The following is a 23,489-nucleotide window of genomic DNA, read 5'->3' as shown; positions in this document are numbered from 1 at the left end:
CAGATAGCGCATGGATACCGAAGACGCACGCCGGCTCAGCCCGGCCGAACAACACGAGCGCCGCCGCCAAGTCATTCGGGCGTACAAGCGCAAGGTCAATAAACGGCAGATCGCACGCGATGTGGGACTGAGCTACTCGGCAGCGTGCAAGATCATCGATCGCTTCGAAGCCGACGGCATGGCGGCGTTGGCGCCGCGCACGCGCGGTCGCCGCACCGGGGACAAGCGGGTACTTACGGCCGAGCAGGAGGCGTGCATCCGCCAGACCATCTGCGACAAGCGCCCGGAGCAACTGAAGATGGAATTTGCCCTGTGGAGTCGTGCCGCCGTGAAGGAACTGATCGAGCGCGAGTACCAAGTGAGCTTGCACCTGCGCTCGGTCGGGAAGTATCTGGCGCGCTGGGGCTTCACACCGCAAAAGCCGATCAAGCGCGCCTACGAGCAGTCGCCCGAAGCGGTACGCATGTGGCTGGACGAAACCTATCCGGGCATCGCCGAACGCGCGAAAACAGAGGGCGCAGAGATTCATTGGGGCGATGAAACTGCACTGGTGAACACCGATGTGCGCGGTCGCAGCTTTGCACCGAAGGGCAAGACGCCGGTGGTGATGGCGGTCGGCGGCACGCGTCAGAAGCTGTCGATGCTGGCCAGCGTCACCAACCAGGGCAAGGCGCGCTGGATGATCATCGATGGCAACTTCAACCACGAGAAGCTGATCGAGTTCTTCGAGGCACTGGTCGCTGACTCAAAGCGCAAGGTGTTCCTGATTCTGGACAACCTGGGTGTGCATCACTGCAAGCCGGTCAAGCAGTGGCTGGCTGAGCATCCCGATGACATGGAGGTTTTCTACCTGCCCAGCTACAGCCCTGAGCTCAATCCCGAAGAGCGCTTGAATGCCGACCTCAAGCACGTCATTCGACGCAAGGCACCGGCACGCACCAAAGCCAAGCTGCGTGCTGCCACCGAAGAGCACATGGCATTGATCGGCCGCGAACCCGAGCGCGTCAAAGCCTACTTTCGCGACCCCAAGGTCAAGTATGCCGCTTGAGACTTTTTAAGGGCCCAATTAATAGATGCCGTAGCGACTCGATCATCTGCTGCAGGCCGCCCATGACGCTGCTAGGCGGGACGGACGCAGGCAACGTCACGTCAAGGCGGCCCAGTGCAACGCCCGCGATGGCTTCGCGGGCCATCGAAGGCTCGCCCCCGACCTGCCGCAGCACCGAACGGGCCACGATGCTGCCCAGGCCGCCCACGACAATCAGCGCGACGATCAGGACGATCAGATCGTCGACGATCTGGCGCATCACCAGGCTATCGATGTCGTCGATATACAGGCCCGAACCCACCATCCAGTTCCAGCCGTCGACCTTCATGACGTATTGCAGTTTGGGCGACAAAGTCTTGGCGCCAGGCTTGGGAAATTTGTCCTCGAGGAAAGTCTTGCCGCCGGGGCTGGCTTTGAGCGCATCGGCTAGGCTCATGATCAGGTCGTTGCCGTCGCCGTCCTTGATCTTGCCGGCCATGTTCTGGCCTATCCATTTCGTCATGATGGGATGCATGACGCACACGCCGTCCAGCGTCCAGATATAGAAGTAGTTTTCCTTGCCGTCCGGACCACCGAAACGGGCCGACATCAGAGCGGCGGCGGCTTCCTTCTGCGCCAGCTCGACCGGCATGGCGCCGCTGTCCGCCTTGGCCTTGAAGCCGGCAACGACGCTATAGGCCGACTGCACCGCCGTTGCCAGCACCTGGCGCCGGGACTCGAGAATGAGGCTGCGGGCTTTGTAGGCGCTCAGGCCCACCACCACGGTGATAGCAAGCAACGCCGCAACCACCAACAGGATGATTTTTCTCTTGAAAGTCATTCGATTCAGCATGATGGCTTATGGCCTCGCGCGAAGAATAGGAAGGATTGCCCTGCTGTAGGCAGGGCAAGGACCTATCGTATTGCTTGGCGTGCTGATGAATTTTTGTGAAAAACGCGGCTTTTCCATTGATCTAAGGCCGATTGGCAGGCATATGCCGCACTGCCGCATGGCGATATCGGCTTATTCAATGTTCTGCGCCTGCTCGCGCAACTGCTCGATCAGCAGCTTCAGATCCATGGCTGCGCGCGTGACCTCCAGGCTCGCGGCCTTGGACCCCAGCGTATTGGCTTCGCGGTTCATTTCCTGGAAGAGGAAATCCAGCCGCTTGCCGGCGCTGCCGTTGGCACCTTTGCCGGTCTGCCTGCCTTTGCCGTCGGACAGCAGGTGTTGCAGTTCCTCAAGGTGCGAGCGCAGGCGCGAGAGTTCCTCGGCCACGTCGATACGCAGGGCGAAAAGCGAGGCCTCCTGTGCCAGGCGTTCGGACAGCTCCGGCCCCCCGATGTGGGCGAAACCGCCCGGCGCGGCGGCATTGACCGATTCGCGCAGCTTGGTCGCCAGCTTTTCCTTGTGCTCGGCCAGCAGGCGCGGCAGCAGGGTCTCGACCTCGGCCACGATGCGCGCCACCCCTTCGGCGCATTCGCGCATCATGCCGGCCAGGCGCGCGCCTTCGCGCACGCGGCCTTCCTGCATTTGATCCAGGGCTTGTCTGGCGGCCTGCATGCACGCGGCACTCCATGCCTGGGGATCGAGCGCGTCGTTGCCGCGCTGCCCGGGCCAGTTGTAGAGTTCGACCAGGCGGGGGGCAGCCACATCGGGCATGGCCTGGCGCGCCACCCTGAGCTGTTCGGACAGGCGCTCCAGCCAGGCCGGATCGAGCGGGGCCAACTCGGCGCCTGCATGGCGCGCAAACGATACGCGGACCTCGACCTTGCCGCGTCCCAGGCTCAAGGTCAGCAGCTCGCGCAGCGGCGTCTCGACATGCCGCAGTTCATCGGGCAGGCGAAAGTAAAGATCCAGATAGCGGCTGTTGACACTGCGAAGTTCCAGAGCGATCGAACCCTGGTCGAGATCGGCCCGTGCGTTGCCGAAGGCGGTCATGCTGCGGATCATGAGATGCGTCCTCAAGTAGAAGGTATCTCGTCGAGAATACCACTCCGGTTTTTTTGTTCGCGGGCCGGTTCCGGAGCAAAAGAGGCTGCATGCCGAAGGCGCGCAGCCAGGCCCCGTACAATCCGGGCTATCCGATGCCCATGCATCCCCGCCCATACGGAGTCCTTGCCGTGACGACCACGATTTCCCGCCCTTCGGGCCGCCAAGCCAACGAATTACGTCCTTTTTCGCTCGAGCGCGGCTATACCCGTTACGCCGAGGGGTCGGTCCTGGTCAAGGCCGGCCATACCCACGTGCTGTGCACGGCCAGCGTGCTGGACAAGGTGCCGCCTTTTCTGAAAGGCCAAGGGCAGGGCTGGGTGACGGCTGAATACGGTATGCTGCCGCGCGCCACGCACACCCGCGGCGAGCGCGAGGCGGCAAAGGGCAAGCAGAGCGGCCGCACCCAGGAAATCCAGCGCCTGATCGGTCGCAGCCTGCGCGCCATCATCGATCTTAAGGCCCTGGGCGAACGCACGCTGCATCTGGACTGCGACGTGCTGCAGGCCGATGGTGGCACGCGCTGCGCGAGCATCACCGGCGCCTGGGTCGCCGCCTCCGACGCCGTGGCGCTGCTGATCGAGCGTGGCCAATTGCAGGCCAGCCCCATTCGCGATCATGTCGCGGCCGTATCGGTCGGCCTGGTCGACGGCCAGCCTGTGCTGGACCTGGATTACCAGGAAGACGCGGCTTGCCAGGCCGACGTCAACGTGATCATGACCGGCAGCGGCGCCTTCGTGGAAGTGCAAGGGACAGGCGAAGAGGCCACCTTCACTCGCGCCCAGCTCGATGCGATGCTCACGTTGGCCGAAAACGGCATTGCGCGGCTGCTCGCCGCGCAGCGGGCTGCACTGACCTGAATGCGCGTTCGCGCGCCCCGTGCGCGGCCGATATCGCCGAAGCGGGCAACGATGTGCCGGCACGCAGCGGCCGGCAGGCCAGCGCTCTGCATGAGTCGTCCGCCATTCAGGCGCACCTGACCGACGCCGCGACCAACAATGCGCGCGAGGCCGGCAAAGCCAGCCACACGATGCAGGAGGTCGCTGGCCCTGGCCCGCCAGGGCGGCCAAACGGTCTAGGCATGCCGTGGCCAGCATGCAGCGCATCGCCAAGGCTTCGAGTCGTATCGCCGAAATTGTCGCCGTCGTTGCAGACAAGGTGACGACACCGGCCGGCGCATCGGCGCGGGCGTGCGAGAGGTTGGCCTGGCCGGCTCTACCATTGGCAGCGTTGTGAAGTCGGTCGACGGCATTACGGACATCATGTCCCGCATCTCGCAGGCCAGCCTGAGCCAGGCCCAGGACCTCGCCTCGGTCAATCAGACTGTGGAGGCGCTGGGCCGCAGTACTCAGGAGGACTCGATCATGGTCGAGCGCACAGCCAGCCAGGCTGAAGAACTGGCTGGCCTGGCCCAAAGCCTGCGCAATGCCGTGGCCGCTTTCAAACTCGAAGACAGACACACCGCCGGCCTCGATCTGCCGGCTCCGGAACGCACCGCCTATTTGGCATTGGCCAGCGCTGCGTAGTCGTCCACCAGCAGCGAGGCGCGCTCGCTCTTGACGCGTCGCTTGAGTTCTGCAACGGCGGCCGCAACCGCCTGGGGTTCGACGCCCTGGCATCGCTGCGGCTGCACCACGAGGGCGGCGACTCCCAGGGTGACAAAAGGGAAAAAACGCGTCACGCCGTAGCGATCCTGCAACTCGATGCCGCCCAGACCGCGGTCGTGTTCGTCGTAAAGGTCGATGGCCCGCTGATTGAATTGCGCGACCATGTCTTCCAGACGAGCCTGCCAGTCGCCGCTGCGCATCAGCATCACGAAGTCGTCGCCGCCCACGTGTCCGATGAAGTCCTGCTGTATATCGCAGTACCGTTTGATGACTTCGGCGCACAGCTGAATCACGGCGTCGCCACGCCAGTATCCGTACATATCGTTGAAGGACTTGAAGTGATTCAAATCGCCATAGCAGGCGATGAAGCACTCCGAACCAGCCATGAGTTGCTGCATCTGCCGCTTGATGGGGATGTTGCCGGGCAGCGCGGTCAGCGGGTTGGCGTAGCGCGCAGTCTCCAGGCGCAGCTCGGTCACTGCCCGCACCAGGGATTCGCCCGTGCCCAGGCCCGCATAGCGGCCTTCCCGTGTCATGATGAAGCCGTCGCGCAGGTAACGCTGGTCTTCCGAGGCCAGCACCGGTGCCAGCCTGTCGATGGGTGTCCCGACATCGAGCATCACCGGCCGGTGGCTCATGAAAGTCGCGCAAGGGTCGCGGCCGAAAAGATCGCGCGTATAGCGCATGGCGTACTTTTCGGAAAACGTGTGCCGATTGATCAGGCCTATGGGCCGGTGTTCCCGGTCCAGCACGGCCACCGAATGCAGGTCAGGGAAATCCTGGAACATCTTGTCGATGTCGTCGTTGGTATGGTGCTCCGGCTGCACTGCCATGGCTTCGATGAGCAGGGTGCCGACCGTGCCGCTCTCAGCCTGAACGCGGCGCGACCGGTCCAGCCGCAGCAGCGCAAGCACCGGCTCGGGCAATTCGACCTGGGGCTGGGGTTCGACCAGCCCTAGATGCCAGCCCTGGACATAACGCATGCCCAGCTCGCGCACCGTGGCAAGGTCGGCGGCCGTCTCTATCCCTTCGGCCAGCAGCGGCGTTCCCAGCGCCTGGGCCACCGACATGAGCGCGCGAATCAACTGCTGACCCGATGCGCTGCTGCTGATACCGTAGAAAAAATGGCGGTCGATCTTGACCAGATCGGGCTGCAGCCTCACCCAAAGCTGTAGATTGGTGCTGCCCGCGCCATAGTCGTCCAGCGCCAGTCCAATGCCGTGCTCGCGCAGGCAAAATCGGGCCTGCAGCAGCCCGTGCACGTCGTCGGCCGCGTCCTGCTCGGTCAATTCGATGACGAGCCTGTCGGACGGCAGGCCGCTGTCGTCGAGCAGTTGGCGGGGCAGGTCGGCGCCCCATTGATACCAGCAGGCCAGGACAGTGTTGATCGACAAATTGAGCAAGAGCTTGCCCTGTGCGCCGCTTTGCACGAACCCATGCAGGCCGGCCTTCGCGCAGGCCAGTTCCAGTTCGACCAGGCGCCCCAGTCTGCGCGCTGTGCCGAACAGGCTGGCGGGCAGGTGAAGCGGGCTGTTGCGCGGGCCGCGGATCAGGCTTTCGTAGCCGTGAATGCTGCCGTGGAACAAATCGGCGATGAGCTGGTAATGCGCTTGCAACTGTCCATCGCGGACAATGCGTTCAAATTCGGTTGCCAGGGATAGCGGGGCGTCGACTTCGAACATAGGGGGGGCGAATTTTAGATGCAGCCAGCCATTCTGGGCTGTATATATTGCCGATTTGTGGCAGTCCATTTTGCCGCGCTTATACAATCGCAGTCTATGAACGATTCGAATTCCTCCCTGCGCCAGGTGGTTCTGGCATCCGGCAACCCGGGCAAACTGCGCGAATTCTCCGCCTTGTTCGCGCCCCTGGGCATAGAGCTCATTGCTCAATCCCGGTTCGGCGTCAGCGAGGCCGAGGAGCCGTATGTCACCTTCGTGGAAAACGCGCTGGCCAAGGCCCGCCATGCCAGCCGCCATACCGGGTTGCCGGCCCTGGCCGACGACTCGGGTCTGTGCGTAGCCGCCCTGGGCGGCGCGCCCGGCGTCTACTCCGCACGCTATGCGCAGCGCCGCATGGGCGGCGAGAAAAGCGACGCGGCCAACAATGCGCTGCTGGTGCGGGAACTGGCCGGCCAACCCAACCGCCGCGCCTGGTATGTGGCCCTGCTGGTTCTGGTGCGGTCGCAAGACGATCCCCAGCCGCTAATAGGCGAGGGCATCTGGCACGGCGAAATCGTCGATACGCCGCAGGGCGGCCACGGCTTTGGCTACGACCCGCACTTCTATCTGCCCGAGCAAGAATTGACCGCGGCCGCTATGGCGCCCGAGCAGAAAAATCGCATCAGCCACCGTGCCCGCGCGCTGGAAGAATTACTCGCCAAGCTTCAGGCATTCTAGGCAGCCCGCAGTGTCCAGGACCATTATTCTTCAGCCCGACGGACGTCCGGCCCAGCGACCAGGCACCACGCTCACCAGCCTGCCGCCCTTGTCGGTCTATGTCCACGTACCCTGGTGCGTGCGCAAATGCCCGTATTGCGACTTCAATTCGCACGCGGCCAGCGACATCCCCGAGCGTGCCTACCTGGATGCTTTGCGCCACGATCTCGAACAGGCGCTGCCTTCGATCTGGGGCCGCCAGGTTGTTTCTGTCTTCATCGGCGGCGGCACCCCCAGCCTGCTTTCGGCGGCCGGCCTGGATGAGTTGCTGGCCATGCTGCGCTCGCATCTGCGCCTGCTGCCTGATGCCGAGGTCACCCTGGAAGCCAATCCCGGCACTGCCGAGGCCGGGCGTTTTCGCGACTACGCGGCCAGCGGCGTGACGCGCCTGTCGCTGGGCATTCAGAGCTTCGATGACGCGCAATTGCAAAAACTCGGCCGTATTCACGATGCCGGGCAGGCGAGGGCGGCCATCCGCATGGCGCAACAAGCCGTGGCCCGCGTCAACCTGGATCTGATGTTCGCGCTGCCCGGCCAGACGCTGGACGCCTGCCTGGCCGACGTGCGCCAGGCCCTGTCCTTCGGCACCGAGCATTTGTCGCTCTACCACTTGACGATGGAACCCAATACCGTCTTCGCCAAGTATCCGCCCCGGGATCTTCCCGACGACGATACCGCGGCCGCCATGCAGGATGCCGTGCAGGCCGAGTTGGCGCAGGCAAGCCTGCAGCGCTACGAGGTTTCGGCCTATGCCCGGCCTGGCGCGCGATGCAAGCACAATCTCAATTATTGGGAGTTTGGCGATTACCTGGGCCTGGGGCCGGGCGCGCACGGCAAGATCTCCTTCCACGACCGCATTGTGCGCGAGGCGCGCGCGCGCCAGCCCGAATCCTGGATGGAACGGGCATCACGGGCAGACGGCAGCCACATTGCCGAAACCCGCACGCTGGGTACGCTGGACTTGCCGTTCGAATTCATGCTCAATGCCCTGAGGCTGCGCGACGGCGTGGCCTCCAGCCTCTTTGCCGAGCGCACGGGCCTGTCGCTGGCGGCCATCGCGCACCAACTGGAAGCAGCCGTCTCCCGGGGATTGCTGGACGCGGATCCGACCCGCCTGCAGGCCAGTTCCCTGGGATGGCGCTTCCTAAATGACCTGCAAGAGATGTTCTTATCGAATTGAATGCACTATAACGATGCGTCGCGCACTGTAAATTGCACCAAATTAGATCATTCAATCCCGATTTTTCACCCCGCCTCGGGAATACCCCGAAATTTTGAACTGGCACACATATTGCTTATCTTGTGTCAGCCGGGCGGATATCCCCGCGACACCTAATGACCAATGGAGATGACATGGCAAGCCCCCAAGATGTTCTGAAGATGATTGCTGAGAACGACGTCAAGTTCGTCGACTTCCGTTTTACCGACACCATCGGTAAAGAGCAGCACGTTTCGGTTCCCGTTTCCGTCGTCGATGACGACAAGCTGGTCACCGGCCAGGCCTTTGACGGCTCCTCGATCGCCGGCTGGAAGGGTATCGAAGCTTCGGACATGATGCTCGCTCCCGACCTTGACACCGCCAATCTGGATCCGTTCCGCGAAGAACCCACCCTCATCCTGACCTGCGACGTGATCGAACCGTCCGACGGCAAGGGCTACGAGCGCGATCCCCGCTCTCTGGCGCGGCGCGCCGAAGCCTATCTGAAGTCTTCTGGCCTGGGCGACACCGCCTACTTCGGTCCTGAACCCGAATTCTTTGTCTTCGACAGCGTCAAATGGGGCGAAGACATGTCGGGCTGCTTCCTCAAGGTCAACTCCGAAGAAGCCCCCTGGTCGTCCGGTCTGGATTTCGAGGGCGGCAATCTGGGCCATCGTCCCAAGGTCAAGGGCGGTTATTTCCCCGTGCCCCCGGTCGATTCCTTCCAGGATCTGCGCTCGGAAATGTGTCTGGTGCTCGAAGCCATGGGCGTTCCCGTCGAAGTGCATCACCATGAAGTGGCGGCACCCGGCCAGCTGGAAATCGGCACCAAGTTCAGCACGCTGGTCAAGCGCGCCGACTGGAACCAGGTCCTGAAGTACGTCGTTCATAACGTCGCGCACGCCTACGGCAAGACCGCCACCTTCATGCCCAAGCCCATCGTTGGCGACAACGGCTCGGGTATGCATGTGCACCAGTCCATCTGGAAGGATGGCGAGAACCTGTTCGCCGGCAACGGCTACGCCGGCCTGTCCGAATTCGCGCTGTATTACATCGGCGGCATCATCAAGCACGCCCGCGCCCTGAACGCCATCACCAACCCGACGACCAATTCGTACAAACGCCTGGTCCCGCACTTCGAGGCCCCGGTCAAGCTGGCCTACTCGTCGCGCAACCGTTCGGCCTCGATCCGCATCCCGCACGTGCCCAGCCCCAAGGCCCGCCGCATCGAAGCCCGCTTCCCCGATCCCATGGCCAATCCCTACCTGGCATTCTCGGCCCTGATGATGGCCGGTCTGGACGGCGTGCAGAACAAGATCCACCCGGGTGATCCCGCGACCAAGAACCTGTACGACCTGCCCCCGGAAGAAGACGCGCAGATCCCGACCGTGTGCTCGTCGCTCGACCAGGCCCTGGAAGCGCTGGACAAGGACCGCGAGTTCCTGACCCGCGGCGGCGTGTTCACCAACGGCATGATCGACGCCTACATCGCGCTCAAGGAAGCCGACGTGCAGCGTCTGCGCACGGTGACGCATCCGGTCGAGTTCGATATGTATTACAGCCTGTAATCCGGCTGCACCGGCGGTTTGGTATTTTCGAATATGAACACGGATGCCTATGAACTGCTCGCGACGTCCGTATTTCTTCTGGACGCCCAGGGCCATATCGAATTTGCCAATGCCGCCGCGGAAGATCTGTTCGGCCGGTCCCGCAAGCAATTGCGAGGCCTGCCGGCCGATCGACTCTACGACGATCCGGCATCGCTGCAAACTTCCATAGAACACGCTGCCGCCGGCATCTTCGCCGATGCGCGCCAGCTCTCGTCCCTGCGGCGAGGCCAAGAGTCCGTCGAGGTTTCCGTCACCACGGTGGCCTTGTCGGGTCAACCCTGGCCGGTCTTGATCGAAACCCGCGAAATCGAGCAGCGCACGGTGGCCGACCGCGGCCAGAGATTGGTCGAAGAAATCGAATCCCAGCGCGAACTGCTGCGCAACCTGGCCCACGAAGTGAAGAATCCCCTGGGCGGACTGCGCGGCGCGGCGCAACTGCTGGAGGCCGAGCTGCCCAGTGCGGCTCTGGCCGAATACACGCAAGTCATCATTTCCGAAGCCGACCGCCTACAGGTTCTGGTCGATCGTTTGAGCGGCCCCAAACGCCAGCCGCTGGACGCCAAACCGGTCAATATCCATGAAATCTGCGAGCGCGTCTGCGCCCTGATCCAGGCGGAGTTTCGCGAACGCGTCGCCCTGCAGCGCGACTATGACGCATCGGCGCCCGACCTTCAGGGTGATGCCGCGCGCCTGATGCAGGCGGTGTTGAACGTGGCGCGCAATGCTGCGCAGGAACTGGTGCTGCAAAAAGAGGCGGACGGCGTGCCGCCGCCGCAGATCGTTCTGCGCACCCGCGTCGCCCGCCAGGTCGTGCTGGCGCATCGGCGCCATCGATTGGCGCTGGTGTTGTCCATCATCGACAACGGTCCAGGCGTACCCGAGCATATCCGCGAGCGCATTTTTCACCCGCTGGTCACCGCAAGGCCAGGAGGCACCGGCCTGGGGCTGAGCCTGGCCCAGGATTTCGTGAGGCAGCACGGCGGACTGATCGAATTCGAATCACGTCCGCGCCACACCGAATTCCGCCTGATCCTCCCCATGGAACAAATTCACTGATGTGTACTGCCACGCTCACTTCGTTCGCTGCTCTGCGCGCAGGCAACTGCCCGTCGCGGGCGGCTGCGCGGAGGCCGCAATGAAGCCGGTTTGGATAGTCGACGACGATCAATCCATACGCTGGGTACTGGAAAAGGCCCTGGCGCGGGCCGGCGTCTCCACGCGCAGCTTCTACCAGTCCGCCGACGTGATCCAGGCCCTGGGCCGCGACACGCCCGCGGCGCTGGTGTCCGACATACGCATGCCTGGCGGCAATGGCCTGGACCTGCTGCGCCAGATCAAGGAACGCCATCCCGCCTTGCCGGTGATCGTCATGACGGCCTATGCCGATCTTGACAGCACCGTGGCGGCCTTTCAGGGCGGTGCATTCGACTACCTGGCCAAGCCGTTCGACGTGAACGAGGCGGTGGCGCTGATCCAGCGCGCCTTGAAAGAGGGCGTTGCGCAGGACGATCCGCAGATCGAAAACAGCCTGCTCGACGGCGAGAGAATGATGACGCAGTCGTCCTCGCCCGCCATGCAGGAAGTTTTCCGCGCCATCGGGCGCCTGGCCCAGTCCAGGGTCTCCGTACTCATTACCGGCGATTCGGGCACGGGCAAAGAGCTGGTGGCCCGCGCGCTGCACAGCCACGGATCGCGGTCCAACGGCCCGTTCGTCGCGCTCAACGCGGCGGCCATTCCCCGGGACCTGCTCGAAGCCGAACTCTTTGGCCACGAACGCGGCGCCTTTACCGGCGCCAACACGCTGCGGCGCGGCCGCTTCGAGGAGGCGAACGGCGGCACGCTGTTCCTCGATGAAATCGGCGACATGCCCATCGAGTTGCAGACGCGCCTGTTGCGCGTGCTGGCAGAAGGCAGTTTCTACCGCATAGGTGGTTCGCAGCCGGTGCGTGTGGACGTGCGCATCGTGGCCGCCACCCACCAGCCGCTGGAGCAGCGCGTGGAGCAAGGTCTGTTCCGCGAAGATCTGTTCCACCGCCTGAACGTGATCCGCCTGCGCCTGCCGCCGCTGCGCGAACGCATTGAGGACATTCCGGCGCTGGCCAATCATTTCCTGGCCAGCAGCGCGCGTGCACTGGGCGTGCCGGTCAAGCGGCTTACGCCCGCGGCCATCGCCGTGCTCACGCGCTTTGACTTTCCGGGCAATGTGCGGCAGTTGGAAAATTTCTGCCACTGGCTCACCGTGATGGCGCCCGGCCAGACCATAGACCGCAACGATCTGCCGCCGGAAATCCGGGCGATGGAGCAGGGCGGGGCGGTGGCAGGTGCTCTTGCCAGGCCTGTATCAATGCCGGCAACCCATACTCCCACGCTTGCGGCGGGCGCAGAAGCCGCCGCGCTGGACTCCTGGGAGGATGCCTTGATGCGCGACGCACGGCGACGCCTTGATCGCGGCGAACCCGCCGTCATGACCACGCTCACGCGCCAGTTCGAGAAGATCCTACTGCAGAGCGCGCTGGACGCCAGCCGCGGCCGTCGCGTCGAAGCCGCCTCCAGATTGGGCATAGGCCGCAATACCATCACGCGCAAGCTGCGCGAGCTCGGCATCGAAGACGAATAAGCCGCCGTTCACCGGCATGCTGCCTCGCTTTTGAATTATTCATTTGCGGCTTGCGGGTACCCCTATTTTGGCTTCTGCGGCGCGGGCCGGGCCCCCCGCGGCGAGACGGCGCAGGTATGCGATCGTGCGCTACCGGGTCGGCGTGAAAATCCAGGAATAGAAAAATGTCGCAATGGCGCGCTTAACGCCGCAAACTTTAAGGATCTCGCATTAGCGAAATCTTAAGTATCGGCGGCATTGCACACGCTCTTGATATGCGTCGGATCAAGCGGTTATTGTTGCTGCGATAGTGGCTTTTCGCATTGAACTGGAACCGAAGCGATGCGTGTATTACTCGTCGAGGACGATAGGTTGATAGGCAGTGGGGTCGAGGACGGGCTGGCCGAAGTGGGCATGGCGGTCGACTGGGCGTACGATGGCAGGCAGGCCCAACTGGCGATGGCGACCACGCCATACGATCTGGTCATACTCGATCTCGGCCTGCCCCATATATCCGGCACCGAACTGCTCGACTGGATACGCAAGCGCGGTGACCATACGCCGGTCCTGGTCATGACTGCGCGCGACGCCGTTGCCGACAGGGTGAGTGGCCTGGGCGCCGGAGCGGACGATTATGTCGGCAAGCCGTTCGATCTGACCGAGCTGATCGCACGCTGCCGTGCGCTCGTGCGGCGCTCGCAAGGCCGCGGCACCGACACAATCGAATACGGCGGTCTGATTGTCGACCCGCAGCGTCTTACGGTCATGCGCGGAAGCGAACGCATCGGGCTGACCTCGCGCGAGTGCGCACTGCTGGTCGAGCTTCTGGGAAGCCAGGGCCGGCCGCTCTCCCGCGCCCGACTGCAGGACAGCCTATATGGCTGGAACGAAGAGATCGAAAGCAACGCGATCGAAGTCCATGTGTCGAACCTGCGCAAGAAACTGGGTTCGGCATTGATCCGCACCATCCGCGGCATCGGCTACGTGATCGAGGCGCCAACATAATGGGCTCGATCCGACAGCGTTTGACCTTAATCGTGCTGTCCGGCGTCGCGGCGGTCTGGTTGTATTCGCTTTACTCGAGTTATCGCCAGGCTGCCCATGAGGTCGGGGAGTGGGACAAGGCGCGCGTCGAACAGGTCGCCCGCGCATTGCTCGTGCTGGACCTGGACGATTTGCCGGTCTTCGCAAAAGCAAGCGTCCCTCCGCGGGACGACGACGGGGACAATGATCAGCCGATGCCCCTGCTGTACGAGATCATGGCCACCGATGGCCGCGTGCTGGCTGCCAGCCCGGGCGTTCCGGCATTTGCGCTGCCCGGGCGCGCGGCTGGCGGCCAATCGGCGGAGCGCGCGAGATGGTATGTCTATACGACCGGCGACCCTGCGCGCGGTCGCATCGTGCGCATTTTCGAGCAGTGCTCGCATCGTTCCGCCGTGTCCGCCGTGAGCGCGAAACGCGTTGCGCGTCCGCTCCTGTTTGCGCTACCCGTGCTCGCCGTATTGATCTGGATCGCTATTGGAAGAAGCCTGACGCCCCTGCGCATATTGTCCAAGGCAATCGAGGAGCGCTCCTCCGACAGTCTCGAGACTATCGAGATCAAGAACATTCCCGACGAAGTGGTGCCCCTGGTTTCCGCCCTCAATATGCTGCTGCGGCGTCTGCGCCAGTCGCTCGACCGCGAGCGTGCTTTTACGAGCGATGCGGCGCACGAACTCAAGACGCCGCTTGCCGCAATCAAGGTCCAGGCGCAGGTGGCCCTCACCGCGCGGGACCCGCAACGCCAGCGGCGCGCGATGCAGCGCGTGGTGGACGCAGTCGACCGAAGTGCCCACCTGGCCGATCAGTTGCTGGCGCTGGCCCGGCTTGAAGAAAGCACGCCGCTGCCCAGTTCATGGGTCGACCTCGCCCAGACAGCTCAGGCGTGCCTGGCTGAGCAGCATGCCAATGCCCAGCGCAAGCAGATGTCACTCGTGTTGCGATCCGGCGGGCAGGTCATGGTGCAGGCGCCGCCTGCGCTGGTGCGCATACTGTTCGACAACCTTGTCGACAACGCGATCAAGTACGGCCGCGCGGGAGGCCGCATAGAGATTGCCGCATGCAACGAGGCTGGAGCCTTTGGTCTGGAAGTCAAGGACGACGGTCCGGGTGTAGACCCGCAGGATATGTCGCGCTTGAACGATCGTTTTTTTCGCGGTGCCGACCATACTGAAAAGGGCAGCGGCCTGGGGCTGTCGATCGTCGCGCGTATCGTGACCCAATTGGGTGGAAAGCTGGAATATGCGGCCGGCATCGAAGGTCGGGGACTCGGCGTGCGCATCAGGCTGCCCGCGTCGATCCGTCCGCCGCGATGATGAAGGCGGCTGGCGGTCGCCGCAGTCCTTCAGCGGTGGCCGTCCAGCAGGCTGGCGCACAATCTTGGCGACTTGAGCTTGTCCAGCCACCACGCCAGACCCGCTCCAGGCCGCTTGGCCTGCCAGGCATAGGCCAGGTCCTCGTACATAGCGATGCCTTCTTCAGTGTCGCAAGCCACCAGCAGGCCGTTGGCGATGTAGGTCGAGGCCAGCGACAAAGGAAGATACCCGCAGCCCAGCCCGCGCACCTGTGCTTCGATCTTGTCCTGCATGGTGGGCATGATGATCATGGGTTGCTGCGTGAGCAGGCCGCGCGTGCGCGGGGGGAGGTCGCGCGACGTGTCGGACACGACGACGGCGCAGTGCGCGGCGATGTCCTGGGCTGTCAGCTTGCGCTGGTCGGCCACCGCAACCAGGGGGTGGTGCGGCGCGACGCAGAAGCTAAATCGCGCGCGTCCCATGGCCTGGGACTGAAAAGCGCCGGCCGGAGCGCCGGCCGCATCGGCGCCGATGACCAGATCGGCCCGGCCCGAGACCAGGGCGTCCCAGCTGCCGCTCAATACCTCGGCGGTAAAGCGCAGGGTCGTACTTACGCCTACCTGACGAAACGCTTCGATCAAATCGTAGAACGGCCGCCAGGGCAGCAGTGCGCTGACCGCAATTCGCAGCTCCACCTCCCAGCCCGTGGCCACGCGCCTGACCCGATAAGCCAAGTCATCGAGCGACTGCAGCACGCGGCGGCCGTCGCGCAATAGCGTCTGACCTGCCGGGGTGAGCTGGGCGCGGTGGCCGCTGCGGTCGAACAGCAGCACGTCCAGGCCATCCTCCAGCTTGCGGATCGCGTAAGTGACCGCCGAGGGGACCTTGCCGAGTTCCCGCGCCGCCCGGGCGAAACTGCCGTGCCGGGCAATGGCGTCGACCATGAAAAGCAGTTCGGGCGTGATGGGTTGCCGCTGGGACATGATGAAAGCCTGCAATCGGGGGAGGGCGGAGGAATATGGATCATTCAAATAATTTGAATGATCTCATCAAGATGGTTCGCCATCAAGGCCGCCGCGCATGCGCATAATGCATCACATCAGGCCTGAATTGCGAGAGAAAGCGAGCGCAACCCTCTCATGCAAGGCCATTCACCGACCACTGAGGAAACTGCCATGCTTACCCCACGCCCAGCCCATCATCGCGGCCACGCCAACCACGGCTGGCTCGACAGCTATCACACCTTTTCCTTCGCCAATTACTTCGATGCCAATCACATGGGATTCGGTCCGCTGCGTGTCATCAACGACGACCGCATCGCGGCGGGGCGCGGTTTTGGCACGCACGGGCATCGGGACATGGAGATCATCACCTATGTGCTCGACGGCGCCATCGCCCACAAGGACAGCATGGGCAGCGGCTCGACCATCGAACCGGGAAATGTCCAGCGCATGAGCGCCGGCAGCGGCGTTCTGCACTCGGAATTCAATCCGCGAACCGACAAGCCGACGCATATGCTGCAAATCTGGATCGAACCTGATGTGAGCGGCATCGCGCCCGAGTACGAGGAGAAGAAATTCTCCGACGCGCAAAAGCGCGGACGGCTCTGCCAACTGGTCTCCCCCGACGGCGCCGACGGCTCCATGGTCATACACCAGGATGCGCGCCTGTACGCCGGCCTGTTCGACGGAGCTGAGTCGGCCACGCTGCCGCTGGCCGCTGGCCGCAGTGCCTGGGTCCACCTAGCCCGCGGCAATCTTACGGTCAACGGCCAGAAGCTGGGCGAGGGCGACGCCCTGGCCTTGAGCGAAGAGGCCAAGGTGGTACTGGAAGAAGGCGCGAACGCCGAAGTCCTGGTGTTCGAGCTGCCGTCAAACGATCGTTGACCGGTATTGCGCCGGGCACATCGACATCGATGCGCCCGGCGAATGCCCGGGTCTGCCCGCGCGCCGCGTCTTTAGCGGATATCGCGGTATTGGCGGGTTAGGGGCCGCTTCAGGAGAACTTCCGATCCGAAGTTCAGCGCGTAGCGCACTGCGGTCGTGGCGAACCCTTCGTCTTGCAAGCGCCGCGCCGATGTACGCATCACAAGCCGCAAGTCGAAAACCACCTTGCCCTCCTGCGCCAGACGACGGGCGATGTTCGTGTCCTCGCCGTAAAACGAGATCGTTGTATCGAATCCGCCTATGCGCAGGAGCGCAGCCTTGCTCGCGGCGAAATTTCCGCCGACCGCCATGTAGTGCGTGAAGCGGTACATGGGCATGGCCAGCAGCCGCCAGTAAAGCTGTACGAAAGCGCGCTTGGCCCGCGACAGCTCGTCATAGACATAAGGTCCGCTCACGCACACGACGTCGGCATCGCGTTCGTAGGTATCGAGCACGCGTGCGACCCAGCCCGGCGGCATGCGCGTATCGGCATCCACATAGGCCAGGATTTCTCCGCGAGCCGCCTCCAGGCCGCATTGGCGGGCATGCGTCAACCCTTTGCGTGGTTCGGCCACCACCCGCACCAGGGGAAAGGCCGAAGCGACCTGCGCCGTGCCATCGGTACTCGCATTGTCGACGACGACGATCTCGAAGGCGCCGCGGGCCGCATTCGCTTGCAGCTCGGCCGAGACCGATTCGAGACAGGCATGCAAATAGTCTTCTTCGTTGTAGGCGGGAATGACGACGCTCAACTTCATCCAAACGCTCCTAGCTCGTTGTGTTGTTCGATTCCGTGTGCGGCACCCGCCGCCGCGTAGATCCGTTCCCATGCGGTGACCGTCTCGGCCAGACCGAAGCGGCGGGTTTTCGCCCAGGCGCATTCACCCATACGCGCGCGCATCGCCGGCTCGCGCAGGAGCGACAGCAGGTGCGCGGCAAACTGGTCGGCATCGCCGGGTTCGGCCAGCAACCCCGCGTCGTCGGCAATGTATTCGGGCAAGGCGCGCCAGCGCGCCCCGACGGCGGGCAACCCCGAGCTCATCGCCTGCAGCAACACCATGCTCTGCGTCTCGGACGTGCTGGCGATCGCGAAAACGTCCGCTGCACGATAGGCCTGCGCCAGCGCCGGTTTATCGAGCGTGCCCAAAAACTTTACCCGATGGCCGATACCGAGTTCGGCCGCAAGTTGCTCCAGCCGGGAGCGGGCGGTGCCGTGCCCGGCCAGGGCGAGCATCGCATCGGGTACGTCCCGGGCAACGATCGCAAGTGCCCGCACGAGCACGTCGATGTTCTTCTCGACCGCGAGCCGGCCCGCATAAAGAATGGTCGAATCGGAAAATCCGAGGCAGCGCTTGAGCGCCTGCCGCTCGCCGGCCGCACCCGGCCGAAAAAGCACGGTATCGATCGGGTTAGATACCACTTGCGCGGGCTTGCGCAACCCGGATGCGAGCATTTCATCGAGCACCGAGCGCGACGGACCCGTGACGAGCGCGCAGCGGTTGTAGTATGCCGTCGCAGCCTTGACGCTGTAGCGCGCAAACTGCCGCGCGGCTATCGGTGCGTACATGCTGAATTCGCCGATTGCCCAGTGGTTGGTACCCACGAGCGGTACCCGCAGGTGCCGGACGGCGGCAAGCGCTTCCCAGCCTGCGCCGAGGAAAGTATGGGTATGCAGCACGTCGGGCTGCCAGCGTGCGAGCCCGCGCCAGCGCTGGCCGGTAGGCAGCAACAGTCGCGACTGGCCGGTCGAACTCGGTACCGGCACGGAAAACAGGCGCCGCACCCGGACCCGTTCGCCCAGATCGATCTCCTCGACGGGCAGACCCGCGAGGCGGTAGTCGCGCGGCGAGGCGCTCGGCGCATAGATCACGATGTCATGGCCTCGCTCCCCGAGTGCGCGGGCCGTCAGCAGGATGGAGTCCTGTATGCCGCCGAGTTCGGGGTAGAAGCTGTCGGTGAAGAAGGCGATGCGCATTGGCTCAGGTCTCCGACAGATCGGGCGTGTAGCGGCGGCGCAGCACAACGCCCGCGGCAATGCCGATCAGCGCGATTACCCCGCAGGACGCGAGCCACAGGTAAGTATCGATGCGGTGGTAGGCCGCGCCAGCGAAGTAACCGAGCAGAACGAAGGCTGCCGACTTGAGAAGCGTCCCCAGCAGGTTGTAGCCGAGAAAACGGGGCAGCGGTATCTGCGCCGCGCCGGCCGCGAGCAGCACCAGGAAACCAGCCGCGTGCGTGAGCTTGCCAAACAACAGTGTTTTGCCGGCATGCCGGCTCAGATGCGCCTGCACGGTCTTCAGATGCCGCTGGCGGCGAGCGCTAAGTACGCTGCCCCAACGCCGTCCAGGCATACTGCCGAACCGGCCGGCGTAGTAATAAAGCAAATCCCCGGCCAGATCGCCGAGCACGACGGTCGCGTAGACACCGCTCAGGTCCAGCAGTCCCTGCGAAGCGAGAAAGGCGCCGATAACCGTCGCGATCGGCCCCTCGAGCACGGCGGCGGCAAACAGGGCCACGTAGCCGTAGCTGGCGATGCTTGAGGAAATCCAGTCGAGCGATGACATCGTTCATACCTCCGTCGGCCAGTCCTGCGCTTTGGCCGCAGCGCGGCCAAAGCGGCGCCAGCCCGAGCGGCGCTGGCGCGCGCCGGTTTGGCCGTGCCAGCACAAAAGCTCGAAGCGACCGTCTTCGTGTTCGACGATGCCCGAGCAGGATTCTACCCAATCGCCGGTGTTCAGATAGCGGATTTCTCCGAGAAGATGGTCCGATGGATGATGAATGTGGCCGCATACGATGCCGTGCGCGCCGTATTGCTGCGCCTGGGCAACCAGGCTGTCCTCGAAATGGCTGATGTAGTTGACGACGCGTTTGACCCGGTACTTGGCCCAGGCCGACAGCGACCAATGGCCCAGTCCGATGCGGCGTCGGATCATGTTGAGGCCGGCGTTCAGGGCGAGCAACCCATGGTAGGCGGTATGGCCGGCGCAGGCCAGCCAAGGCATACGATGCAGCACTACGTCGAACTGATCGCCATGCGTGACGAGAAAACGCCGCCCGTCCAGCGTTTCATGGATCGCGTTCAAGGCGATCTCGATACCGCCCAGATGCAGGCCGGCATATTGGCGCAGCAGTTGGTCGTGATTGCCGGGTACGTAGACGATTCGGGTGCCGCCATGCACTTTTGCGAACAATTCGGCCATAACCGCGCGGTGTCTTTCGGCCCATCGGCGCCGCGACTTGAGACGCCGGCCTTCGACGATGTCACCAATCAGAAATATTGTGTCCGCATCGTGCTGCCGCAGAAATTCCAGGAGCAGTTCGGCTTGGCAACCTCGCGTGCCCAGATGCAGGTCTGACAGGAACAAGGCGCGAACGCGCGTCGGCTGGCTGGCCAGGGAGGCGGGCTGCTTGCTATGCGCTGGCCGCTCTCGATGCGGGGGTTCCGTCTGCGCTTCGTTCAGGGATCGCGTATGGGTGCTGCCGAGGGATTCGAAAAGCACGTCTATCCCGCCCAACTCGCGCACTGCGGCGCTGCATGCCTGCATCCTGTCTGTCAACTTTTCTTTACCTGGCCGATTGCGCAAAGAGCTGGTGTCATGGTCGAAATCTCCCGTATTCAAAGCGTGACGTCCTGTGCGATTTATTCATTATCCGCCCCGAAAGGATAGGCCGTCGAAACTTAAGACAAAGTTAAGACGGCTTTGAGGGATCGGCGGTCGCCGGGGACTCGATACTCCAGGACCGCCCCACCCACCGAGGAGTGCATGGCCGCTGCACGCGGGCATTCGGCGATAATCGGCCGTCCTTGACCCACTCTGGAGCGCGCCATGTCCGAATTTAGTCCCGCAAGTGCCCTTGAGACCGTCGTGGTCCCGCGCGCGAGCGATATCGGAAACTTCGAAGTGCGGCGCGCGCTGCCATCGATGCAGAAGCGCACAGTAGGTCCCTTCGTCTTCCTGGACGAAATGGGGCCTGCAGTGCTGCCCGCTGGCGCGGGCATCGATGTGCGGCCGCACCCGCACATCGGCCTGGAGACTGTCACCTATCTTTACGACGGCTCGATCATGCACCGCGACGGCGTGGGCAGTATCCAGCTCATCGAACCTGGCGAGATCAACTGGATGACCGCCGGCCGGGGCATCGTGCATTCTGAACGGTCCACGCCCGAGGACCGCCGCATCGACCAACGCGTCTTCGGCCTGCAGATGTGGGTGGCGCTGCCGCGCGACAGGGAAGAAATGGATCCTGGTTTTTCCCACTATGGCCTGGATGCGCAGCCCGTGATCGAAGGCGAGGGCGTCTGGGTCCGCGTGGTGGCCGGCTCGCTCCTGGGCTGCACTTCCCAGGTGCGTACGCAGTCGCCGCTTTTCTACGGCGACGTCAAGCTTGAAGCCGGCGCTTCGCTGGACCTGCCGGCCGAACACGTCGAACGCGCTGCCTATCTGGTCGAAGGCACGGTCCGGGTGGAAGGACAAGCGCATGAATCGGGCCGCCTGCTCAGCTTCGCGCCTGGCCGTCCGGTCACGCTCACGGCGGCCGGCGGGCCAGCGCGCTTTGCCGTGCTCGGCGGCGAGCCCCTGGACGGTCCGCGTTTCGTATGGTGGAACTTCGTCTCCAGCCGGAAAGAGCGCATCGAACAGGCCCGTGAAGACTGGCGCCGCAATCGCTTCGATCAGGTGGTGCCCGGCGACACGACGGAATTCATCCCATTGCCCGAGAAGCAGTGAAGGCGTGCATGGTGGCCACCTTATTGCCAGAGGTACTTAATCGGCGATGCTTCATAACTCCGCAATGTAAGGGTATAGCGAATAGTTGAGAAAAACAGTCAACTGCCTGCGGTAAAATTGCCGCAGTATCAATGTCTTGCAATTTGGCCGTCCCGGCACTTTTTCCTTCTCGAACATGGCAGCCTTCAATACCGAACGCGTACTTTCCGTACGCCACTGGAACGACACGCTCTTCTCGTTCACCACGACCCGCGATACCGCGCTGCGCTTTCACAACGGCCATTTCGTCATGATAGGCCTGGAAGTCGAGGGCAAGCCGCTGATGCGCGCCTACAGCATCGCCAGTGCCAATTACGAGGAAAACCTCGAGTTCTTCAGCATCAAGGTGCAGGACGGTCCGCTCACGTCGCGTCTGCAGCACCTGAAAGAGGGCGACTCCATCCTCGTCAGCAAGAAACCCGTGGGCACCCTGGTAGCCGACGATCTCAAACCGGGCAAGCACCTGTATCTGTTTGCCACCGGCACGGGCCTGGCACCGTTCCTGAGCATCATCAAGGATCCGGGCGTGTACGAGCGCTTCGAGAAAGTCGTGCTATTGCACGGCGTGCGCCATGCCAATGAGCTGGCCTACGCCGACTTCATCGAGCGCGAGCTGCCCGAGAATGAATTCTTCGGTGAGATGGCGCGCGACAAGCTCGTTTACTACCCTACCGTCACGCGCGAGCCGTTCCGCAATCAAGGGCGTATAACGGCCCTGGTCGAAAGCGGCAAACTCTTCGAGGATATCGGCCTGCCGCCCCTGGACCCGGCTGTGGACCGTGCCATGATCTGCGGTAGCCCGCAGATGCTGTCCGACATCCGCGCCATGCTGGACAGTCGCGGCTTCCACGTTTCGCCCGGCGTGGGCGAACCCGGCGATTACGTATACGAGCGCGCCTTCGCCGAGAAGTAAATCCTCGCGTCGGCCTATTTTCCCAAGTCCCATCGCCCGCTGTCGTTTAGACACGGGCGTTTTTTTTGCCTTGCCACTTCGACAACTTCGCGTAAACCCGATTGTTTCGGTATTTTTTCCATGAAATACTTGAAGTATCCGATATACCAGATATAAATCTGATATATCGGATACAGTAAGGCGCGAGCACGTCACGGGATCGACGCCTAGTTCTTTCCTTATTCAAGAGTCAAGGAAACATCCGTCATGAAACTTGTTAGAGCAAGCGCAAAAATCGCCTGTGCCATCACAATGGCAGGGTTGCTTTCGATCGCCGGCTGCACCAAGACCGCGCCCCGCGCCCAGGATGCGTCGGCCTCCTCGACGTTGCAAAAGGTTCTGCAACGCGGCATGCTGCGTGTCGGCGACTGCCTCTCGTTCGCGCCTTTCGGCTTCATGGACCAGAACGGCAAGCCCGACGGCTACGACGTCGATCTGGCCAAGGAGCTCGCCAAGGAAATGGGAGTCAAGCTCGAGATGGTCGATACGACCAGCGCCAACCGCATTCCCAATCTGCAGACCGGCAAGGTCGACGTCGTATTCTGCAACTTCACGCGCAACCTCGAACGCGCCAAGGAAATCGAGTTCACCTCGCCCTATGTCGTCGCCAGTGAAGCCATGCTCGTGCGCAAGAGCAGCGGCATCCATTCGGCCAAGGACATGGCCAACCGAACCATAGCCACGGTCAAGGGCTCGACCAACGGCGACGAAGTGCGCTCTATGGGTATCCCGGTCAAGATCCAGGAATACGACAGCTCGCAGGCCGCCATCCTGGCGGTCAAGCAGGGCCAGGCCGACGCGATGATCGAGGACAACAACTTCCTGGCCTACCAGGCAAAACTCGATCCGTCGCTGAAGGTGACCGACGATGCGCTGGTTCCGCTTGAATACAATGCATTCGGCGTAAAACAGGGCGATCAAATCTGGCTCAATTATCTGAACCTATTCCTGTTCAACATCAACGCGTCGGGCCTGAACAAGCAGCTGTACAACAAGTGGTTCGGTACCGATCCGAAGTTCCCGCTCAATCCGCAGTTCTGACGC

The 23,489-nt window shown here is 63.2% G+C and carries 22 protein-coding genes; 14 read left to right on the top strand and 8 right to left on the bottom strand.

Annotation, left to right across the window (positions count from 1 at the left end):
* The first annotated feature begins 10 nt into the window (after nucleotides 1-10).
* Nucleotides 11-1,048 carry an IS630 family transposase gene (locus H143_RS0115795; RefSeq protein ID WP_019939236.1) on the top strand — a complete coding sequence of 346 codons (1,038 nt, stop codon included), beginning with the start codon at nucleotides 11-13 and terminating at the stop codon, nucleotides 1,046-1,048.
* On the opposite strand, the gene H143_RS20900 is transcribed toward H143_RS0115795, so the two are convergent.
* Together H143_RS20900 and H143_RS0115785 are read right to left on the bottom strand one after the other, a co-directional pair.
* A complete protein-coding gene (locus H143_RS20900; RefSeq protein WP_019939235.1) occupies nucleotides 1,032-1,868 on the bottom strand; it encodes a cache domain-containing protein in 837 nt (278 codons plus the stop codon). The genes H143_RS0115795 and H143_RS20900 overlap by 17 nt on opposite strands.
* Before the next feature lie 183 nt (nucleotides 1,869-2,051).
* Nucleotides 2,052-2,981: a YicC/YloC family endoribonuclease gene (locus H143_RS0115785; protein ID WP_019939234.1), complete on the bottom strand. Its 930-nt coding sequence runs from the start codon at nucleotides 2,979-2,981 to the stop codon at nucleotides 2,052-2,054.
* Nucleotides 2,982-3,121: 140 nt separating this feature from the next.
* On the opposite strand from H143_RS0115785, the gene rph reads away from it, so the two are divergent.
* Together rph and H143_RS0115775 are read left to right on the top strand one after the other, a co-directional pair.
* A complete protein-coding gene (gene rph / locus H143_RS0115780; protein WP_033366762.1) occupies nucleotides 3,122-3,880 on the top strand; it encodes a ribonuclease PH in 759 nt (252 codons plus the stop codon).
* A 330-nt stretch (nucleotides 3,881-4,210) separates the two neighbouring features.
* On the top strand, nucleotides 4,211-4,546 hold the full coding sequence (locus H143_RS0115775; protein ID WP_231378514.1) for a hypothetical protein: 336 nt from the start codon (nucleotides 4,211-4,213) through the stop codon (nucleotides 4,544-4,546).
* On the opposite strand, the gene H143_RS0115770 is transcribed toward H143_RS0115775, so the two are convergent.
* Nucleotides 4,519-6,309, bottom strand: a complete 1,791-nt coding sequence (locus H143_RS0115770; RefSeq protein WP_019939231.1) for an EAL domain-containing protein — start codon at nucleotides 6,307-6,309, stop codon at nucleotides 4,519-4,521. The two genes, H143_RS0115775 and H143_RS0115770, sit on opposite strands and share 28 nt — an antisense overlap.
* A gap of 96 nt (nucleotides 6,310-6,405) precedes the next feature.
* On the opposite strand from H143_RS0115770, the gene rdgB reads away from it, so the two are divergent.
* The 7 genes from rdgB (at nucleotide 6,406) to H143_RS0115735 (ending at nucleotide 14,823) form a co-directional block, all read left to right on the top strand.
* Nucleotides 6,406-7,026 carry an RdgB/HAM1 family non-canonical purine NTP pyrophosphatase gene (rdgB, locus tag H143_RS0115765; protein ID WP_019939230.1) on the top strand — a complete coding sequence of 207 codons (621 nt, stop codon included), beginning with the start codon at nucleotides 6,406-6,408 and terminating at the stop codon, nucleotides 7,024-7,026.
* A gap of 10 nt (nucleotides 7,027-7,036) precedes the next feature.
* Entirely contained in the window at nucleotides 7,037-8,245 is a 1,209-nt protein-coding gene (gene hemW, locus H143_RS0115760; protein WP_026350132.1) for a radical SAM family heme chaperone HemW, read from the top strand.
* 173 nt (nucleotides 8,246-8,418) lie between these two features.
* Nucleotides 8,419-9,831 (top strand): type I glutamate--ammonia ligase, encoded by a 1,413-nt coding sequence (gene glnA, locus H143_RS0115755; protein ID WP_019939228.1) that lies wholly within the window; start codon nucleotides 8,419-8,421, stop codon nucleotides 9,829-9,831.
* Nucleotides 9,832-9,864: 33 nt separating this feature from the next.
* A complete protein-coding gene (gene glnL, locus H143_RS0115750) occupies nucleotides 9,865-10,929 on the top strand; it encodes a nitrogen regulation protein NR(II) (protein ID WP_019939227.1) in 1,065 nt (354 codons plus the stop codon).
* 79 nt (nucleotides 10,930-11,008) lie between these two features.
* Entirely contained in the window at nucleotides 11,009-12,490 is a 1,482-nt protein-coding gene (gene ntrC / locus H143_RS0115745) for a nitrogen regulation protein NR(I) (protein WP_019939226.1), read from the top strand.
* Nucleotides 12,491-12,811: 321 nt separating this feature from the next.
* Complete coding sequence (locus H143_RS0115740) at nucleotides 12,812-13,474, top strand: response regulator transcription factor (RefSeq protein WP_019939225.1); 663 nt, start codon at nucleotides 12,812-12,814, stop codon at nucleotides 13,472-13,474.
* Nucleotides 13,474-14,823, top strand: coding sequence for an ATP-binding protein (locus H143_RS0115735; protein ID WP_019939224.1), 1,350 nt, complete (start codon nucleotides 13,474-13,476; stop codon nucleotides 14,821-14,823). Before H143_RS0115740 ends, H143_RS0115735 begins: the two co-directional genes overlap by 1 nt.
* A gap of 29 nt (nucleotides 14,824-14,852) precedes the next feature.
* Here H143_RS0115735 and H143_RS0115730 read toward each other — a convergent pair whose 3' ends face one another.
* On the bottom strand, nucleotides 14,853-15,785 hold the full coding sequence (locus tag H143_RS0115730; RefSeq protein WP_033366760.1) for a LysR family transcriptional regulator: 933 nt from the start codon (nucleotides 15,783-15,785) through the stop codon (nucleotides 14,853-14,855).
* A gap of 192 nt (nucleotides 15,786-15,977) precedes the next feature.
* Here H143_RS0115730 and H143_RS0115725 point away from each other — a divergent pair, with 192 nt between their 5' ends.
* Nucleotides 15,978-16,688 (top strand): pirin family protein, encoded by a 711-nt coding sequence (locus H143_RS0115725; protein ID WP_019939222.1) that lies wholly within the window; start codon nucleotides 15,978-15,980, stop codon nucleotides 16,686-16,688.
* Between the two features lie 71 nt (nucleotides 16,689-16,759).
* Here H143_RS0115725 and H143_RS0115720 read toward each other — a convergent pair whose 3' ends face one another.
* The 4 genes from H143_RS0115720 to H143_RS20890 are packed head-to-tail and all read right to left on the bottom strand — an operon-like array spanning nucleotide 16,760 to nucleotide 20,272.
* Nucleotides 16,760-17,485: a glycosyltransferase family A protein gene (locus H143_RS0115720; protein WP_019939221.1), complete on the bottom strand. Its 726-nt coding sequence runs from the start codon at nucleotides 17,483-17,485 to the stop codon at nucleotides 16,760-16,762.
* Nucleotides 17,482-18,702, bottom strand: a complete 1,221-nt coding sequence (locus tag H143_RS21700; RefSeq protein ID WP_019939220.1) for a glycosyltransferase — start codon at nucleotides 18,700-18,702, stop codon at nucleotides 17,482-17,484. Before H143_RS21700 ends, H143_RS0115720 begins: the two co-directional genes overlap by 4 nt.
* A 4-nt stretch (nucleotides 18,703-18,706) precedes the next feature.
* On the bottom strand, nucleotides 18,707-19,291 hold the full coding sequence (locus H143_RS0115710; protein WP_019939219.1) for a DedA family protein: 585 nt from the start codon (nucleotides 19,289-19,291) through the stop codon (nucleotides 18,707-18,709).
* A gap of 3 nt (nucleotides 19,292-19,294) precedes the next feature.
* Complete coding sequence (locus H143_RS20890) at nucleotides 19,295-20,272, bottom strand: UDP-2,3-diacylglucosamine diphosphatase (protein ID WP_019939218.1); 978 nt, start codon at nucleotides 20,270-20,272, stop codon at nucleotides 19,295-19,297.
* 282 nt (nucleotides 20,273-20,554) lie between these two features.
* Here H143_RS20890 and H143_RS0115700 point away from each other — a divergent pair, with 282 nt between their 5' ends.
* From H143_RS0115700 to H143_RS0115690, 3 genes are all read left to right on the top strand, one after another.
* Nucleotides 20,555-21,454: a pirin family protein gene (locus H143_RS0115700; RefSeq protein WP_019939217.1), complete on the top strand. Its 900-nt coding sequence runs from the start codon at nucleotides 20,555-20,557 to the stop codon at nucleotides 21,452-21,454.
* A 175-nt stretch (nucleotides 21,455-21,629) separates the two neighbouring features.
* Nucleotides 21,630-22,406, top strand: a complete 777-nt coding sequence (locus H143_RS0115695; protein ID WP_019939216.1) for a ferredoxin--NADP reductase — start codon at nucleotides 21,630-21,632, stop codon at nucleotides 22,404-22,406.
* Between the two features lie 246 nt (nucleotides 22,407-22,652).
* A complete protein-coding gene (locus H143_RS0115690) occupies nucleotides 22,653-23,486 on the top strand; it encodes a transporter substrate-binding domain-containing protein (protein ID WP_026350131.1) in 834 nt (277 codons plus the stop codon).
* The last annotated feature ends 3 nt before the right edge of the window (nucleotides 23,487-23,489 follow it).

It is taken from the genome of Bordetella sp. FB-8, from assembly GCF_000382185.1.
Taxonomy (GTDB): Bacteria; Pseudomonadota; Gammaproteobacteria; order Burkholderiales; family Burkholderiaceae_B; genus Bordetella.
Note: the sequence above shows the minus strand (reverse complement) of the source record. Positions and strands in the feature narration are given on the sequence as shown.